Consider the following 18,303-nt stretch of genomic DNA (forward strand, 5'->3'; position numbering starts at 1 on the left):
GACTATCTGCTAATAGACCGGCCTTGCCGGCGTGCCTGGTCGTGGCGAAAGCCATGGCGGGCGCCGACCGCGCATCCTTCCCTGAGATTTGGGCGACCCCGCGCATGCGGGGCCAGTAGCTCAGTTGGTTAGAGCACACGCTTGATAAGCGTGGGGTCGGAGGTTCAAGTCCTCCCTGGCCCACCATCGTATGTCGGCGCGGCCGGCATGCGATTCCCTGGACGGGAACGAACGCCAATGGCGTTCGTTGGAGCGATCCACGTCGCGTTGCGTCGTGGTGCGGTGTCGCGTCAGCGATGCCTCGTTGTCCTGACCTGGTGGAGCTGTTGGCGATCCTCTCCCGCGGGGGCGTAGCTCAGTGGGAGAGCACCTGCTTTGCAAGCAGGGGGTCGTCGGTTCGAATCCGACCGTCTCCATTTCCTCCCGCGCCTCGGGCGCTCGAGGAAATTCGCCGATGCCAAGTATGGTGTGGCGTTGACGGTCGAAGGCCTGGTGAGCTGTGTCCCCGATGGGATGCGGCGACACTTCCAAAACCCGCCCATGTGGCGTTGCCCGGGATCCTCGAGAGGGAGCCGGGTGGCGTGCTGGGCGAGCATGTTCTTTCACATGGTGAAGATGATGAGTTGTTGTGTGTGCGAGTGACGCACATCGTCCGGGGGCAGACTTGACCGCGCCCTGGGGATGATGCGGGCGCTGCCGACCGAGACTGAAAGCAGCGTAGGGCGTGTTTTGGCCCTGTGCGCGGGCGGTGGTGTGGATATGGAGTGAGAGAAGGGCATTCGGTGGATGCCTTGGCGCCAAGAGGCGATGAAGGACGTGGCACGCTGCGAAAAGCCGCGGGGAGATGCGAGCGATCGTTGATCCGCGGATGTCCGAATGGGGAAACCCACCCCTTTGGGGTATCCCGGCCTGAATACATAGGGTCGGGAGGCGAACCCGGGGAACTGAAACATCTCAGTACCTGGAGGAAAAGACATCAAACGAGATTCCGCTAGTAGTGGCGAGCGAACGCGGAGTAGGCCAGTGGTTGCTGCAAGAGAAGCCGAACAATCTGGAAAGGTTGGCCGTAGTGGGTGATAGCCCCGTAGGCGTAGTGCTTGCAGTGATCCTTGAGTAGGGCGGGGCACGTGAAACCCTGTCTGAACATGGGGGGACCACCCTCCAAGCCTAAATACTCCTTGGCGACCGATAGTGCACAAGTACCGTGAGGGAAAGGTGAAAAGCACCCCGACGAGGGGAGTGAAAGAGACCTGAAACCGGATGCCTACAAGCAGTCGGAGCTCGCAAGAGTGACGGCGTACCTTTTGTATAATGGGTCCGCGAGTTCGTGTTGGCAGCAAGCTTAAGCCGAGAGGTGTAGGCGCAGCGAAAGCGAGTCTGAACAGGGCGTTCAGTTGCCGGCATGAGACCCGAAACCTGGTGATCTAGCCATGGACAGGTTGAAGGTGGGGTAACACCCACTGGAGGACCGAACCCACGCCTGTTGAAAAAGTCGGGGATGATCTGTGGTTAGGGGTGAAAGGCCAATCAAACCAGGAAATAGCTGGTTCTCCGCGAAATCTATTGAGGTAGATCGTCCACCGATCACCCTCGGAGGTAGAGCACCGGAAGGGCTAGGGGGGCCCAAAGCCCTACCAAACCCTACCGAACTCCGAATGCCGAGGAGTGCAGGTGGGCAGACAGACAGTGGGTGCTAAGGTCCATTGTCGAGAGGGAAACAACCCAGACCACCAGCTAAGGCCCCCAAATGATGGCTAAGTGGGAAAGCATGTGAGACGGCCAAAACAACCAGGAGGTTGGCTTAGAAGCAGCCATCCTTTAAAGAAAGCGTAATAGCTCACTGGTCTAAACAAGCTGTCTTGCGGCGAAAATGTACCGGGGCTCAAGCCATCTGCCGAAGCTGTGGGTGCGTAGCAATACGCGCGGTAGCGGAGCGTTCCCTAGGCCTGTGAAGCGGTACCGGTGACGGGCCGTGGAGGTATGGGAAGTGCGAATGCGGACATGAGTAACGACAAACAGGGTGAGAAACCCTGTCGCCGAAAGTCCAAGGGTTCCTGCGCAAGGTTAATCCGCGCAGGGTGAGCCGGCCCCTAAGGCGAGGGCGAGAGCCGTAGCCGATGGGAACCAGGTGAATATTCCTGGGCCCGCCAGAAGTGACGGCCGTGAAACCGTGTCATTCCTTATCGGATTGGAGTGGCTCGTGGATCGGTCCGGGAAATAGCTCTGGCATATGGACCGTACCCGAAACCGACACAGGTGGACTGGATGAGTATTCCAAGGCGCTTGAGAGAACCATGCTGAAGGAACTAGGCAAATTGCCCGCGTAAGTTAGCGATAAGCGGGACCCATCTGTGGGCAACCATGGGTGGGTGGCACAGACCAGGGGGTGGCGACTGTTTAGTAAAAACACAGGGCTCTGCGAAATCGTGAGATGACGTATAGGGTCTGACGCCTGCCCGGTGCCGGAAGGTTAAAGGGAGGAGTGCAAGCTCCGAACTGAAGCCCCGGTAAACGGCGGCCGTAACTATAACGGTCCTAAGGTAGCGAAATTCCTTGTCGGGTAAGTTCCGACCTGCACGAATGGCGTAACGACCTCCCCACTGTCTCCAGCATGGGCTCAGTGAAATTGAATTCCCCGTGAAGATGCGGGGTACCCGCGGTCAGACGGAAAGACCCTATGAACCTTTACTGCAGCTTGGCAGTGGCGCCAGGAAGGGGCTGTGTAGGATAGGTGGGAGCCATTGAAGCCGGGGCGCCAGCTCTGGTGGAGGCAACCTTGAAATACCACCCTGCGCCTTTCTGGCGTCTAACCGAACCCCGTCATCCGGGGTCGGGACCCTGCCTGGTGGGCAGTTTGACTGGGGCGGTCGCCTCCCAAAGAGTAACGGAGGCGCGCGATGGTGGGCTCAAGCCGGTCGGACATCGGCTGTTGAGTGCAAAGGCACAAGCCCGCCTGACTGCGAGTGCGACAGCACGAGCAGGGACGAAAGTCGGCCTTAGTGATCCGGTGGTCCCGCGTGGAAGGGCCATCGCTCAACGGATAAAAGGTACTCTAGGGATAACAGGCTGATCTCCCCCAAGAGTCCACATCGACGGGGAGGTTTGGCACCTCGATGTCGGCTCATCGCATCCCGGGGCTGGAGCAGGTCCCAAGGGTTCGGCTGTTCGCCGATTAAAGCGGTACGTGAGCTGGGTTTAGAACGTCGTGAGACAGTTCGGTCCCTATCTGCCGTGGGTGTTGGAGACTTGAGAGGATCTTTCCCTAGTACGAGAGGACCGGGAAGGACGCACCTCTGGTGCACCGGTTGTGGCGCCAGCCGCATCGCCGGGTAGCCAAGTGCGGAATGGATAACCGCTGAAGGCATCTAAGCGGGAAACCAGCCTCAAGACCAGGTCTCCCTAAGGGCCGTGGTAGACCACCACGTCGATAGGTCGCAGGTGGAAGCGCCGTAAGGCGTGCAGCCGAGCGATCCTAATCGCCCGATAGAACTCCATATCCTACGCACCACCGCATGGATGCCTCGGCATCCACCGCGCACAGCGCCAAAACACGACCACACACAACAACACCCATCATCACCACATCCGAGGATCCGGCCCGGTGGCCTGGTGGCCATCGCGGGGTTGATACACCCGTTCCCATCCCGAACACGGCCGTGAAACACCCCAGCGCCCATGGTACTGCGTCTTAAGGCGCGGGAGAGTCGGTCGCCGCCAGGCCACCAGGCCGGATCCTCAGCACATCAGCATCCCGGGACAAACCCCCCCAGGATACATCGCGGGGTGGAGCAGCCCGGTAGCTCGTCAGGCTCATAACCTGAAGGTCACAGGTTCAAATCCTGTCCCCGCATCCAGCTTAACCAAACACGCAAACAGATCAGGCCCGACGGCATACCGTCTCGGGCCTCTTTTGCGTCCACCACCACGTCACAAACCACTCGCAAAAAACATACGAAAAACAAGACAGGTGATGACGGAACCCTCGAGCAGACACGGGGTGGACAACTCGCCTCACCAGTCAGGTCTTGCTTTCAATCAACGATACCGTCCTCAACCCATCATGCACTTTGGATCACGCGCCCCTTGAGCCGCGCCATCCCAGCGCCGCTTGTTCACGTAAATCGAGTAGCAATCGTACGATCTTCCCGCATAAGTTGCTTGTTGTCATGCTCAGGACGGCCGTGAACACCCGCTTTGCCCGCTCGACCAACATCGGCCGCCGCCCGGTTCTGGCTGCTCTCGCCGCGACGTGTCTTGCCCCAAGCAAAACGCAAGCGGTCACCCTGCTGGAATGGCGGATCTTCGCCGAGCGCTTCGTCGCCCCGAATGGCCGCGTGATCGACACCGGAAACGCCGGCGTCTCACACAGTGAAGGGCAGGGCTGGGGTCTTATGCTCGCGGCCGTGGCCGGGGACCGGCCGACCTTCGAGAATATCCGCGGCTGGACCCGGGAGGTCCTGCAACACCGGCAGGACAGATTGCACGCCTGGCGTTTCCGGCCCGACGCGACGCCTGCCATCGACGACCCTAACAATGCGACTGACGGCGACCTCTACATCGCCTGGGGCCTCCTCCTCGGTGCGGAACGCTGGCGTGAAGTGGCTTGGCGTCAGGAAGCCGTGGCCATCGGGCGCGATATCCTGCGCCTCACGCTACGTCGGGCGCAGGGTCAGGCCCTGTTGCTGCCCGGCGCCGCAGGCTTCGAATCCGCCGAAGGCATGGTGCTCAACCCCTCCTACATCGCGCTGCCTGCCTTCGCCGCACTTGCACGCGCGATGCCGGGGGCACCTTGGCCCACCCTCGCGCAGGACGGCACCAACCTGCTGCGCCGAGCGCGCTTTGGCGCCTGGGGCCTCAGCCCGGACTGGGTGCTGGTGCCACCTGGGGGCGCTGCCCTGCGCCTCCCGCAGCGCTGGCCGCCACGATTTTCGTTCGATGCGGTGCGGGTTCCGCTGCTTCTGGCCTGGGCCGGCGAGCAGAACCACCCGGCGGTGACAGCCGCGGCGGCCTTCTGGTCCGATTCTCGCTGGCGCGAGCCACCAGCCTATGTCGACCTCGTCACGGGAGAGCCCGCAAATTTCCAGGCTTCTCCGGGTGTTAGGGCGATTGCCTCATTCGTGATGGCGCGTCGTTCTGGCAACGCATTCGCGGTAGCGATACCGTCCGTAAACGACTCGCGGGACTATTATTCCGCGTCGTTGACCATGTTGGTCCGCTTCGCCTGTCTCGCGACCGGAACCCCGGTCGGTTGAGACACGGCGCACCGGGCCATCGCCCGGAGGCTGTCATGTGTGCGTATGCGGCAAAACGCCGCTCCAACCAGGTCCCTTCGGCGTCGTGACGCCTCAGGACCCCGACATCGCTGCACTTGTCGCGCGCCTCGGGCTGCGTGGCATGCACTACCGCTCGTTCGGCAATCGGCCGGTTTCGAGCCCTTCAGCCGTGCCACCATCTGACGCGCCCGACGCGGCTATGGGCGCGCCCCCGGTGACCGGCGCCGCGCCATCGACGCCGCCGGCCGTCGCGCCCATGTCGATTCCTGCCGCGGGCGCGCCGGCACCTGCGTCGCCTGGCGTCGAAGCGCCGCCCTCTCTGTCCGACTTCCCGCTCCTGGCGGCCGCGCTTGGCGTCGCGCCCTCAACATCCGCGCCTGCCCCGACCGAGGCGACGCTCGTCTTCCTCGGCCTCCGCACTTCACGCACCACCCAGGGGCACTAAGCGCATGGCCCTCATTTGCGTCGCCTCACCCAAGGGCGGGGTCGGCAAGACCTCGCTGGTCGCGGCGCTGAGCGATGCGCTCCGTCGGGCGGGCCGTCGGGTCATCGCGATCGACTGCGACCCGCAGAATGCACTGCGCCTGCACCTGGGTCTGCCGCTGAGCGATACCGCAGGCTTCCTCGCACGCATCGCCGAGCGCCCCGATTGGCGCACGGCGCTCCGTGCCACGCCAGCCGGGCCCGAATTGCTGCCGCACGGCGAGACCGACTTGCGCGGCGCCCTTGCGGCGGCGGGCGCCCTTGCAGCGGACCCCGAGCTGCTCGCCGCTCCGCTGCGCGCCATGCTTGCGGATCCGGGTGTGCTCGTCATCGCTGACACGCCGCCGGGTGCCTCCGGCGCGCTGCAGGTCCTGGCGCCGCAGGCAGCCATGTTGCTGGTGGTCCTGCTGGCCGACGCCGCCAGCACGGCGTTGCTGCCCGATGTCGAGAGCGGACGGTTCCTTGGCGGCGGCACCCTGGGCAGCCTGATGGGCCCGCGCCTGCGCATCGTGCTGAACCAAGTGGACCGCAACTCGCGCCTATCGCTCGCTGCGGCCGAAGGGCTCGCTGGGCATCTCGGCCCGAGGCTGGTCGGCGCCGTGGCGCGCGACGAAGCCATGGCCGAGGCGCTGGCTTGCCAGCGCCCGGTCGGGCTGCATGCCCCCTCCAGCGCCGTGGCGCGCGACGTGGCCGACCTCGCGGCCGCCATCCTGCGCGACCTCCCGCCACCAGCCCCGCCGGTACCCTCGCCAGTGGCATCGCCCCTGTTTCCCTGGATGCGCACATGATCGCCACATTCCTGCTGCGCAGCGTCCTTGTCCTGATGGGTCTGGTGATCGCATGGGCGGTCGTCGTTGCGCCCATGGCGCCCGAGGATCAGGCGCTGCTCGCCGCCGGCGGCATCGTCGTCTTCGTCGTGCTGAACCGATTCAAGTCGCGCCAGGTGACCATCCTGCTCGCGGTGATCTCCTGCCTGGTGTCGCTGCGCTACATCCACTGGCGCATCGCCGACACCATCGAACCGGAAGGATTCTGGCAGGGCTTCTTCATGATCGGCCTGGTGTTGGCGGAAGCCTACGCGGTCATCGCCCTGCTGCTGGGCTATCTCCAGACGCTCTGGCCGCTCGACCGCAAGCCTGTGCCGCTGCCCGATGACCCCGCCAGCTGGCCGAGCGTCGATGTCTACATTCCGACCTACAACGAGGACCTCGAACTCGTGCGGCCCACGGTGCTGGCCGCGCTCTCGATGGACTGGCCGGCCGACAAGCTGCGCGTCTGGATCCTCGATGACGGCCGCCGCCCGGAGTTCCGCGACTTCGCCGAACACTGCGGCGCCGGCTACATCATCCGCCCCGACAACAAGGGTGCGAAGGCCGGCAACCTGAACCACGCCATGGCGCATACGACCGGCGACTTCATCGCCATCTTCGACTGCGACCACGTGCCCACGCGCGCCTTCCTGCAGATGACCATGGGCTGGATGCTGCGCGACCCGAAGCTCGGCATGCTGCAGACGCCGCACCACTTCTACTCGCTTGACCCCTTCGAGCGGAACCTCTCGAACGGCCGCGACGTGCCGAATGAAGGGCTGATGTTCTACGGCCTGGTGCAGCCCGGCAACGACCTGTGGAACGCCACCTTCTTCTGCGGCTCCTGCGCCGTGATCCGCCGCGAAGCCATCCTGGAGGCTGGCGGCGTGCCGACCGAGACGGTGACAGAGGATTGCCACGCCTCGCTGCGCATGCAGCGCCTGGGCTGGAACACCGCCTACCTGCGCGTGCCGTTAGCCGCCGGCCTCGCGACCGATCGCCTGATGATCCATATCGGCCAGCGCATGCGCTGGGCGCGCGGCATGCTGCAGATCATGCGTGTCGACAACCCGCTGTTCGGGCGCGGCCTGAGCCTGTGGCAGCGGCTCTGCTACTTCAGCGCCATGTTCCACTTCATGTTCGCCATCCCGCGCGTGGTCTTCCTGACCGCGCCGCTGGCTTTCCTGCTGCTGGGCCACAGCGTCATCGCCGCGTCGCCGCTCGCCATCATCGCCTATGCCGGGCCGCACATCTTCCACGCCGTCGCCACGGGCTCGCGCGTGGCAGGCAGCGTGCGCCATTCCTTCTGGTCCGAGATCTACGAAACCGTGCTTGCGCTCTGGCTCGTGCCGATCACGCTCGCGACGCTGCTCGACCCGCGCAAGGGCAAGTTCAACGTCACGGCGAAGGGCGGGCTGCTGCCGGATGGGTATTTCGATTGGCGCGCCGTGTGGCCTGTCCTGGTACTCGGGGTCCTGCTGGCGCTCGGCGTCGCGGCCGGCATCCATGGCGTCTCCACCAATCCCTGGGGAAGCATCGAGGGCCAAGCCTACCTGCTGAACGGCATCTGGGCGCTGCTTTGCCTGGTGCCCGTGCTGGCGTCCATCGCGGCCGGCCGGGAACGGCGCCAGCTGCGCGCCCGCGCCCGCATCGACGTGACACTGCCTGCGGTCGTGGTGTTGCCCGACGGGCGGCGCATCGATGCGCGCACGCACGACCTCTCGCTCGGCGGTGCCGGGCTAGTTGTCGCGCGCATGCCCGACCTGCCCGAAGGCACAGAACTGCGGCTCGAGATCCCGATGGGCGAGGAGACCATCGTGCTCGCCGCGACCTTCCTGCGGATCGAAGGGGGGGAGGTGCAGATGGCCTTCCTCACCCGCACCATCGAGGAGGAGACCGCCGTGGTTCGTGCAGTGTTCGGCCGTGCCGATGCCTGGCTGGGCTGGGACCGGCACCGCCCGGACCGGCCGCTGCGATCGCTGCTCGAAGTGGTCGCGACGGTGGGCGCGGTCTTCAGCGGCCGTTCGCAGCTCTCCTTCGCCTGGTGGCGCGCGCGCCGTGCGCGCCGGGACTCGCTGCGGATGCCGGTCGCGCCGGTCGCGGTCGATCGCCGGTCCGAGGTGCTGGCCCCACGCGCAGGCATCGCCGCCGGCGGCGGGGCCGCGGTGCTTGCGCTGCTGCTCCTGTCGCCCGCGCCCGCGTTCGCACAGCGCCCGGGCGCGCAGGTGCCTGCCACGCGCCCCGCCGCCGAAGCGCCTGCACCACCCCCCGTGGCCGATCCGCCACCGCCGGCCCTCGTCCAGACCGCGCCGGATCCTGCGCCGATCGTCCGACAAGCGCCGGCGGTTGCTTCCTCCACCCGCCGCGTCACGCGCTCGTTGCGCCAGCTTGGGCTCAGCGGCCCGATGCAGCTGCGCGGCGTATCGCCCCTGCAGGGCGTACAGTTCGGCATTCGAGCGGATGAGGTGGTGACCGAAGCGCGCCTGGTGATCTCCGGCGCGTCGTCCCCCGCCCTGGTGCCCGAGGCGAGCCAGCTGACCATCACGCTGAACGAGCAGCTGGTCGGGGCGGTGCGGCCCGACCCCGCGCGCCCCGCCTTCGGCCCCATCGATCTGCCGCTGAGCGCGGACTTCTTCACCGAGGTCAACCGCCTGAATTTCGCCTTCGCCGGACGCTACCCGGCGGCCTGCCAGGATCCGGTGTCGGACCTGCTTTGGATGACCGTCTCGGACGGTTCGGCGCTGCACCTGACGCTCGAGCGCCTGGCCCTGCCGCGGGACCTCGCACGGCTGCCCGAACCGTTCTTCGACCCGCGCGAACTGCGCGAAACCCTGGTGCTCCCCTTCGTGCTGCCGGACGCGCCCGGCAGCGAGATCCTGCGCACTGCGGCCATGGCCGCATCCTGGTTCGCGGTGCAGGCGGAATATCGCGGCGCCCGTTTCCCGGTCGCCTCTGCGCTGCCGGCGACGGGCCACGGCGTGGTGGTGGCGACGCCGCAATCTGTTCCGGCCGGCCTTGTGCTGCCGCCGCTGGCCGGACCGACCGTGGCGCTGATCGACAACCCCAACGATCCATCGGGTACGCTGTTGCTGATCGCCGGGCGCGACCCGGCGGAGGCCGCGACCGCCGCGATGGGCCTGGTGCTGGCGCCGCAGCTTCTGTCCGGGCAGGTGGCGACGGTGGCGACGTCGCGTGCGCCGCAGCGCCGCCCCTACGAGGCCCCCCGCTGGTTGCCGCCCGACCGTCCGGTCGCGCTCGGTGAACTGGTCGACCGCGGCGAGTTGCAGGTGCAGGGCTTCGCGCCGGGGCCGATCACCGTGCCGCTGCGCACGGCTCCGGACCTCGTGACCTGGCGGCGACACGGTTTCCCGCTCACGCTCAGCCTGCGCGCCCCGCCAGGGCCGGTCCTCGACGTGCAGGCCTCGCGCCTTGATGTCTCGGTCAGCGGAACCTTCCTGCGCGCTGTTCCGCTGCGTGAGCAGGAGAGCTGGCCGCTGTCCTGGGTGTTGCGCCAGGCCGGCGCCGAGCCCGGCCCGCGCGAGACGACGGTCCCGATCCCACCCTGGCTGGTGTCCGGACGCAATGAGCTGCAGATGCGCTTCGACATGCGGCCCTTCCACCGGGTCGATTGCTCCGCCATCCCGGCCGAGGTGCAGGCTGCGATCGACCCGGTCAGCACCATCGACATCAGCCGTGCCTATCGCTTTGCGACCATGCCGAACCTCGCCTTCCTGGCCAGCGCGGGCTTCCCCTTCACGAGGTTGGCGGACCTGTCCGAGAGCGCGGTCGTGATGCCCGATCGGCCGAGCCCGGTCGAAGTCAGCGCCTTCCTTGGCCTGATCGGCGGGCTGTCGTCGATGGTCGGCGTGCCGGCAACGGGACTCGCAGTTGTCCGACCGGGCCAACTGGCGCAGGTCGCCGGACGGGACCTGATCGTGATCGGTACCTTGTCGGGCCAGTCGGCGCTGCAGCAACTGCTGCGGGACATGCCGCTGCGCATCGAGGAAGGCGGGCGGCTCGCGATCGCGCTGCCGGACCGGATCGAGGGCTTCGCACGGCTGCTCGCCGATGGACCGCCCGCGGCCGACCGGGCGCGGGCGGCGAGCTTCCTCGCCTCTCCCGCCGAAGGTCTCGGCTTCGTCGCCGGTGCGGAATCGCCGCTGGCGCGTGGGCGCTCGGTGGTGGCGCTGGCAGCGCCGACCCCTGCCGGCGTCGAGGCGATCGCCGAGGCGCTGCGCGACCCCGCGCGCATTCCGCGGGTGCAAGGCGACCTCGTGCTGCTGTCAGGCGATACGCTCGAGGCCTTTCGCATCGCGCCCAGCTACAGCGTCGGGACGCTGCCGCCGTGGCTGTGGCCGAACCACTACCTCGGGTCGCGTCCCTGGCTGGTGCTGGGGCTGATGATCGGCGGCGCGCTGCTGATCGCGCTGCCGCTGCGGGCCGCGCTGCGACGCCGCGCAGTGCATCGGCTGAGGGGGCACTGACGATGCGTCGGGACCGCAGGGACCGCCGTGCCGCGCGGATCGGCGCGGCGCTGGTCGGCATCGCGCTGGCAGCGCCGCTCGGGGCGCAGGCGCAGGGCAATGCCGCGCTTGCGGCCCTGGTGCAGCAGGGCCGCCACTGGCAGGCGCAGCAGCGCCCTGACCTCGCGCTGCGATCCTTCGAGCGCGCGCTGCTGGCCGACCCCGCCAGCGCCGAGGCACTGTCGGGCGCGGCCGAGGCGCAGGCGGCGCTCGGCAACCGACCGGCGGCCGAGGCGCTGCTGGCCCGGCTGCGCGCGGTGGCACCCGGCGCGCCGGCCGTAGCCGCGGCGCAGGAGGCGCTTCGCGGCAGCCAAGTGGAACGCTCCGCCATCGAGGATGCCCGTCGTCTGTCGCGCGAGGGCCGCGTGCCCGAGGCGCTCACCCGCTACCGCGACGCCTTCGACGGCAACCGCCCGCCCGATGCCTATGCGACCGAATACTGGCTGACGCTGGCCGGCACCTCCGGTGGCTGGGAGGAGGCGCGGCGCGAACTGGCCGCGCTGGCCGCCCGCCGCCCGCAGGATGCGCGCGCGCGTGTCGCCGCCGCCCAGGTGCTGACCTGGCGCGAACCGACCCGCGCTGAGGGCATCGCGCAACTGGCGCAGCTGGCGCGCGACCCAGCGACCGGCCCGCTGGCAGTACAGGCCTGGCGCCAGGCGCTGCTGTGGCTCGGCACCGGACGGTCCGCCGAGGCGCCGCTCGAGGCCTTCCTGGCCGTTCGGCCGGACGATGCCGCGATCCGCCAGCGCCTCGCCGAGGTCCGCGATCCGACGCGCCGCGCGGCCGAGGCCGCCGCGGGGCCGCGCCAGGACGGCTTCGACCGCCTGCAGGCGAACCGGCTGCCGGATGCCGCGCGTGCCTTCGAGGCCGCGATCGCCGCCAACCCCAATGACGCCGACGCGCTGGGTGGCCTGGGCGTGGTGCGCCTGCGCGAGGGCCGTGCCGCCGAGGCACGCGACCTGCTGCAGCGCGCCGTCGCGGCCGATCCGTCCCGTGCGGCGAATTGGCGCCAAGCGCTGGAGGGCGCGACCTATTCGCTGGAACTGGCCGAGGGCCGTACCCTTCTGCGCCGCGGCGATGTTGAGGCAGCCGACACCGTGCTGCGCCGCGCCGTGGCGCGCGATGCCGCCGATCGCACCGATGCCGAGGCCCTGCTGGGCGAGGTGGCGCTGCGCCGCAACGACCCCGCCGGGGCCGAGGCGCGCTTCCGCGCCGCGCTCGCGCGCCGCCCCGGCTTCGCGCCGGCCGAGCAGGGGCTGGAACAGGCGCTGCGCCGGCAGAACCGCATCGCCGAGGCCGACGAGATCGCGCGGCGCCTGCGTGTCGCGCAGCCGGCCGGGACGGGCGCCGGAGCAGGCAGCGGCGGCCAGGCAGGGCGCCTGCGGGCCGAGGCCGCCCGCACGGCCGACCCGACCGCCGCGACCGACCTGCTACGCGCAGCCCTGGCGCAGGCCCCGAACGATCCGTGGGTGCGGCTCGACCTGGCGCGTGCGCTGGCGCGCCAGGGGCAGGGGAGCGAGGCGCGCGCCATCATCGAGGCGCCGGTCGCTGAGGGCGGCGGCGCGGAGGCCATCTTCGCGGCCGCGTTGTTCGCTGAGGAGCAGGGGCGTGTCGGCGACGCCGCGGCGCTGCTTGCGCGGATCCCGCCCGGCCGGCGATCGCCTGACATGGCCCGCCTGGCCGCCCGGACGCGCATTGCCGCCGAGGTGGAACAGGCGGCGGCGGCGGCGGCCGGCGGCGGCTTCGAGGGGCGGCAGCGCCTGCTCGCGCTCGCCGCGCGGCAGGACCCCACTGGCGCCACCGCTGCCGCTGTGGTCCGTGCCTTCGGGCGCATCAACGACCCGCGCGGGGCTGAGGAGGCGGCGCGCGTAGCGCTGGCCGTGAACCGTTCGCCCAGCGCCTCGGCGCGGCTTGCGATCGCGGGCGCGCTCCTGGAGGCCGGCCAGGAGCAAGCCGCCGCCGCCCTCGCGCGCGGGCTGGAGGCCGACGCATCGCTGTCCGCCGATGCGCGGCGCCAGGCGGATGCGCTGATGGCCGGCGTGGCGGTGCGCGGCGCCGACCGCGCGAACGAGGCGGGCGATCAGGCAGCGGGCTACGACCGCCTGCGGCCCGTGCTCTCGCGCAACCCGCAGGACCCGGCGGCCAACCTTGCGCTGGCGCGCCTGCATGCGGGCGCACGCCAGCCGGCGCAGGCGCAAGCCATTGCCGAATCCGTGCTGGCGCGGGATCCGCGCAACCTCGATGCCCGTGCTGCGGCGGTGGACGCCGCCATCGCCGGGCGTGACTTCCGCCGCGCCGAGGACCTTATCGACGAAGCGCGGGTGCTCGCGCCGAACGAGGCGCGCGTCTCGCTGATGCAGGCGCGGCTCGCACGCGCCAGGGGCGACAATCGTGGCGCGCTCGTCGCGGCCCGGCAGGCGCAGCAGCAGCGCGAGGCACAGGTCGGCCCGGTCGTGCCGATGGGCTTCGCGACTGCCGGGCCCAATCCGTTCCGCGGCAGCGGCAGCGGCATTCCTGGCGCACCTGCGCCCTCCGACCCCCTGCTGGCCGAGATCGGGCGGGAGGTCGATGCCGCCCGCGAAGCGGCTGCGACGCGCTTTGCGGTGCTGCCGACGGTGCGCGGGCGGTCCGGCACGCAGGGGCTCGACCGGCTCGAGGAACTGGCGCTGCCGATCGAGGGGTCGTTCTCGCCGCGCGGCATCGGCGGCCGGGTCACTGCGAGCGTCACGCCGGTCACGATCAGCGCCGGGACGCTGCCGGCGGACCTCTCATCACTGCAATCCTTCGGTGCCAATCCCATCGCCTTCCCCGGCGGGATGCGCCCGCCACGCGACGACGGCGCCTCCGGCGTAGGGCTCGGCCTCGCCTACCAGCGCGGCTGGTTCCGCGGCGATGTGGGCAGCAGCCCGATCGGCTTCCGCTTTCCCACGGTGGTAGGCGGGCTCGAGGTGGCGCCGGAACTGGGCGGCGGCTTGCGCCTGCGGGTGGCCGGCGAACGTCGCGCGGTCACGGACAGCCTGCTCTCCTGGTCCGGACAGCGCGACGCCCTGACCGGTGAGACCTGGGGCGGCGTGGTGCGAACCGGCGGCCGTGCGCAGCTCGAATACTCGACCGGGCCGGCGAATTTCTATGCCGGCGGCGGCTACGCAGTGGTGGATGGCCAGGGTGTCGCGGACAACACGCGCATCGAGATGGGCGCGGGCGGGTCCTTCGCGCTGGTGCGCCGGCCGGACGAGACGGTGACGGTCGGGCTCGACCTGGTCTACTTCGCCTACGACCAGAACCTGCGGTACTTCACGCTCGGGCAGGGGGGGTATTTCAGCCCGCAGGATTATTCGGCTGTGATCCTGCCGGTGGAATGGCGTGCGCGGTCGGGGGATTGGCGATGGCGGCTGGGCGGGTCGCTCGGCTACGCGGTGTGGTCCGAGGACAGTTCGCCGGTCTTCCCGACCAATGCGAGCCTCCAGGCCCAGTTGCAGTCGCGCGTCGGCAGCGACCCGCGGATCCAGGCCTTCTACCCCAGCCAAAGCCAGGCCGGGGTGATCGGCAGCTTCGTCGGCGATGTCGAGTACCAGCTGTCGCGTGACCTCGTGATGGGCGCGATGCTGCGCTACGACCGCTCGGCCGATTGGAACGAGGCGCGCGGGACGGTCTATGTCCGCTACAGCCTGCCGGACTAGAGCAGATCCCTATCAGATGGGATCATCTGTCCGGGTGAAGACGCTCGTGCAAACCACAACCTTGAGCCGTTCCCGGCGAGCGGAGTCGGCGCTAGGGCAGATCGCGATCAGGCGGCGCTATCGGACCGGGGGCTAATGGTTGCCCGCATCGGAGGCGAACCATGGCGGTACGCGGCACCGTACGCAGTCGCGTTCTCGCCGGGGCACGCGCGTGGTGTCGGGCCGCTCCACGGGCGGGTCTCCTCACGGCGGCAGCACCACCGGGACGATTGCCACGCAGACCACCAGCACCGCCAGCGACAATGGAACGCCGACCTTGACGAAATCGGCGAAGGCATAGTTGCCCGGCCCCACGACCAGCGTGTTCACCGGCGACGAGACCGGCGTCATGAAGGCGGTGGAGGCCGCCAGCGCGACGATCATCGCGAAGGGATAGGGCGAGGCGCCGGTCTCCTTCGCAATTGCCAGCGCGACCGGCGCCATCAGCACCGCCGTCGCAGTGTTCGAGATAAACAGGCCGAGCATCGCGGTGATCGCGAAGATGACCGCCAGCAGCACGCGCGGCGAGGCCGCACCGGCGAGTTGCACGACCGCATCGGCCGCCAGGTCGACGCCCCCGGTGCGCTGCAGCGCGATCGAGAAGGGCAGCATGCCGACGATCAGCACGAGAGATTTCCAGGATATCGACCCGTAGGCGCTGGGCAGGTCCACGCAGCGGAAGATGCCCATCAGCAGGCAGCCTATCAGTGCGGCATGGACGTTGGTGACCCAGCCGCTGATCATCAGGCCGACCGTGAGCACCAGGATCGCGACCGCCGCCGGCGCGCGTCCGGCCGCCGGCAGTACGTCGGCGCGTTCGGCGGGCATGTTGAGCACCACCAGGCCCTTGCTGTCGGCCTCCTGCTTCGCGATGTCCGTCCAGAAGCCGGTCAGCAGCAGGGTGTCGCCGGAGCGCAGCTTTTCCTGCAGGAGATCCTCGCCGGCCGGTTGGCGGCCGTGCCGAAGACCAATCACGGTCAGTCGGTATTCGGCACGCATGCGCGCCTCGAGCACGGTACTGCCGATCAGCGGGGAGTCCGGCGGGACGATCGCCTCGACCATGCCGATCTGCTGGGTGCGGTCGAAGAAATAGTCGCTCCCTTCGAGCGGCAGCACCTCGACGCGCAGTTCCTGCTGCAGTTGCCGGCTTCGCTCGGGCGCCGAGCGGGCATCGATCAGCACGAGGTCCCCGGCGCGTAGTTCGGTCGTGCCATCGGGGCGGATGACCCCGGTGTCGAAGCGGGACCGGCGTTCGATGGCGAGGATGTTGATGCCATCCTTGCGCAGTTCGAGCTGGTCGAGCCGTCGCCCGACCAGCGGCGAGTCGGCGGGGATGCGCACGCGGAAGGCCCGCCCCGCAAGGGCGTAGGTTTCGACCCAGTCGCGCAGGCTGGGCGGGCGCCGGGCATCGGTGCCGGGCGGCCGACGGTCCGGCAGCAGCCGGCGGGCGAACAGCATGTAGCCGACCGCAAGCAGCAGCACCGGCACGCCGAAAGGCGCGAAGGCGAAGAACGAGAAGCCGGCATGGCCCTGGCGCACCAGCTCCGCGCTCACCACCAGGTTCGGCGCGGTCGCGACCAGCGTCATCATGCCGCTGATCAGCGCCGCGACCGAAAGCGGCATCATCAGGCTGGAGGGCGAGGCGCCGGTATTGTGGCACAGCCGCAGCACGATCGGGATGAAGATCGCGACCACGGCCGTGGAACTCATGAAGGCGCCGAGCACGGCGGCCGAGACCATGAGCATGACCAGCAGGCGCGTCTCGTCGCCGCCGGCACGCGCGTTCAGGATATCCCCGATGCGCTGGGCGGTACCCGTGCGCACCAGGCCCTCGCCGACCACGAACAGCAGCGCGAGCAGCACCACGGCAGGATCCGAGAAGCCCGCGATCGCCTCGTTCATGGTGATGACGCCGGTGAGGGGCAGCAGCGCCATCATCAGCAGCCCGACCGCATCCATGCGCGGACGGTTCGCGACGAACATCACGATGGCGGCGCCGAGCAGCGCCAGCACGATCATCAGGTCGGTGGTCATGGACGCCCCCCCCTAGAGCAGATCCCGCTCAGATGAAATCATCCGACCGGGCAAAGATGCTCGCGAAATCCAAAGGCTAGAGGCGCTGCCGCGAGCCAAGGCGAGCGGAGACGGCTCTAGTGTCCTGCCCACAGCGAAAGCAGCGGGCTGGCAGGCCACGCAAGACAAATCCCAGAGGGCCCCGAACGATGGCCCAAGGGCTTCGGAACCGGGACACTAGCTGCGCACCGCGATGAGCGGCCGAAGCGCGTCGGTCACGCCGGTCAGGATGATCTGGCAGCCGATGCACAGCAGCAGGAAGGCCGTGAGCTTGGTCGCCACGAGTGTGCCCTGCGGGCCGATCCGCCGCGCGATCGCCTCGGAATAGGCATAGGCCAGCCAGATGCAGGCCGCGACCGAGGCGGCCACGAACAACGAGGACAGCGCGCTGACCAGCAGCACGCCTTGTGATTCCGTGGTGCGCTCCGCGCCCAGCGCGATGGAGGCGGCGATCGACCCGGGGCCGGTCGTCAGCGGCAGCGTCAGGGGAAAGAACGCCATGCGTTCGATCGGCGCAGTGTCCATGGCCGCGGGCGCCTTCGTCTCCTCCGGCGGGGCGCGAAGCATGACCCAGCCCGAAGCTGCCACGGCAAGGCCGCCGCCGATGCGCAGCGCCTCGAGCGAGATGCCAAAGAAAGACAGCACGCGGGAGCCGAGGAAAAGCGCGACCACCAGCACGATGAAGGAATTGATCGCGATCTGCCGCGCGAGCCGCGAGCGTTCGCGCGCCGTCAACCAGCGCGTCATGTCGTGAAACACGAAGGCGACGCCGAAGGGGTTGATGATGCTCAGCAACGTCGAGAAGCCGAACAGCCAAAAGGACAGCGCCTTGGCGATGAGGAAGCCGTCGATCATCGCGCGGCACCCCGCGCGTGGGGCAATCGCGCGGCACCCCGCGCGTGGGGCATGCGTGGCATGCTCAGCGCAGTTCGATGGTCACGCCGGCTTCGTTGAAGCGCCACTGCCCTCCGGCGCGTTCCGTGCGCAGGCGCAGTTCGACACCAGCCTGGTTGCGCAGGAAGCGCGTTTCGGGGCCGCCAGGCGCGCCTGGCGTGCGCGGCACCACGCGTTCGGTGTAGCGGCCCGCGAAATCCTCGAGCCGGCGCAGGTTGAAGACCTCTCCGCGCGCCGAGAGCGAGGAGACGCCGACGCTGCCGAATTCGATGCCGCGCACGGAGAAGCGGTGCTCCTCCCCGCGGAAGCGCAGACGACCGCCGCCGATCGAGGTCCCGACCGCGAGCACGCCCACGCGGACCTGCTCGATCTCGACCGTTCCGTCGGGATTGGGGTCCGGGCGACCGCGCTGCTGGCCCAGCGCTGGCCGCAAGGCGGGAAGCGCCAGTACGGCCGACAGGACCAGGCGACGCAGGAGGGGCAACGGCAGACTCCGGAAGCTGGGGTGGCTGTCCGTTATGGCCGATTG

At 68.8% G+C, this 18,303-nt stretch carries 7 protein-coding genes, 3 tRNA genes and 2 rRNA genes; 9 read left to right on the forward strand and 3 right to left on the reverse strand.

The features are described from left to right. Positions 1-109: 109 nt before the first annotated feature. From MWM08_RS09210 to MWM08_RS09250, 9 genes are all read left to right on the forward strand, one after another. Positions 110-186: transfer RNA gene (locus MWM08_RS09210), tRNA-Ile, on the forward strand. A gap of 158 nt (positions 187-344) precedes the next feature. Next, a tRNA-Ala gene (locus MWM08_RS09215) sits at positions 345-416 on the forward strand. Positions 417-759: 343 nt separating this feature from the next. After that, positions 760-3,497 (forward strand): 23S ribosomal RNA (locus MWM08_RS09220). A 108-nt stretch (positions 3,498-3,605) separates the two neighbouring features. Continuing rightward, positions 3,606-3,720 (forward strand): 5S ribosomal RNA (gene rrf / locus MWM08_RS09225). Between the two features lie 57 nt (positions 3,721-3,777). Next, positions 3,778-3,854, forward strand: a tRNA-Met gene (locus MWM08_RS09230). A 327-nt stretch (positions 3,855-4,181) separates the two neighbouring features. Then, complete coding sequence (locus tag MWM08_RS09235; RefSeq protein ID WP_244459145.1) at positions 4,182-5,252, forward strand: family 8 glycosyl hydrolase; 1,071 nt, start codon at positions 4,182-4,184, stop codon at positions 5,250-5,252. 470 nt (positions 5,253-5,722) lie between these two features. After that, the gene (locus MWM08_RS09240) at positions 5,723-6,544 is read left to right on the forward strand and encodes a cellulose synthase operon protein YhjQ/BcsQ (RefSeq protein ID WP_244459146.1); all 822 of its coding nucleotides are present in this window, start codon (positions 5,723-5,725) and stop codon (positions 6,542-6,544) included. Further along, positions 6,541-11,049 (forward strand): UDP-forming cellulose synthase catalytic subunit, encoded by a 4,509-nt coding sequence (bcsA, locus tag MWM08_RS09245; protein ID WP_244459147.1) that lies wholly within the window; start codon positions 6,541-6,543, stop codon positions 11,047-11,049. Before MWM08_RS09240 ends, bcsA begins: the two co-directional genes overlap by 4 nt. Before the next feature lie 2 nt (positions 11,050-11,051). Further along, positions 11,052-14,768: a cellulose biosynthesis protein BcsC gene (locus tag MWM08_RS09250; protein WP_244459148.1), complete on the forward strand. Its 3,717-nt coding sequence runs from the start codon at positions 11,052-11,054 to the stop codon at positions 14,766-14,768. A gap of 243 nt (positions 14,769-15,011) precedes the next feature. Here MWM08_RS09250 and MWM08_RS09255 read toward each other — a convergent pair whose 3' ends face one another. The 3 genes from MWM08_RS09255 to MWM08_RS09265 form a co-directional block, all read right to left on the reverse strand. Continuing rightward, entirely contained in the window at positions 15,012-16,841 is a 1,830-nt protein-coding gene (locus MWM08_RS09255; protein ID WP_244459149.1) for an SLC13 family permease, read from the reverse strand. Positions 16,842-17,057: 216 nt separating this feature from the next. Beyond that, positions 17,058-17,735 (reverse strand): MarC family protein, encoded by a 678-nt coding sequence (locus MWM08_RS09260; protein WP_244459150.1) that lies wholly within the window; start codon positions 17,733-17,735, stop codon positions 17,058-17,060. 64 nt (positions 17,736-17,799) lie between these two features. Beyond that, entirely contained in the window at positions 17,800-18,258 is a 459-nt protein-coding gene (locus tag MWM08_RS09265) for a hypothetical protein (protein ID WP_244459151.1), read from the reverse strand. Positions 18,259-18,303 lie beyond the last annotated feature (45 nt).

It is taken from the genome of Roseomonas fluvialis (assembly GCF_022846615.1).
GTDB classification, from domain to species: Bacteria; Pseudomonadota; Alphaproteobacteria; order Acetobacterales; family Acetobacteraceae; genus Neoroseomonas; species Neoroseomonas fluvialis.

Bases quoted from the DNA above. Each gene is read 5' to 3' on its own strand.
- MWM08_RS09240 (WP_244459146.1), top strand. From the start codon at position 5,723: ATGGCCCTCATTTGCGTCGCCTCACCCAAGGGCGGGGTCGGCAAGACC.
- bcsA (WP_244459147.1), top strand. From the start codon at position 6,541: ATGATCGCCACATTCCTGCTGCGCAGCGTCCTTGTCCTGATGGGTCTG.
- MWM08_RS09250 (WP_244459148.1), top strand. From the start codon at position 11,052: ATGCGTCGGGACCGCAGGGACCGCCGTGCCGCGCGGATCGGCGCGGCG.
- MWM08_RS09255 (WP_244459149.1), bottom strand. From the start codon at position 16,841: ATGACCACCGACCTGATGATCGTGCTGGCGCTGCTCGGCGCCGCCATC.
- MWM08_RS09260 (WP_244459150.1), bottom strand. From the start codon at position 17,735: ATGATCGACGGCTTCCTCATCGCCAAGGCGCTGTCCTTTTGGCTGTTC.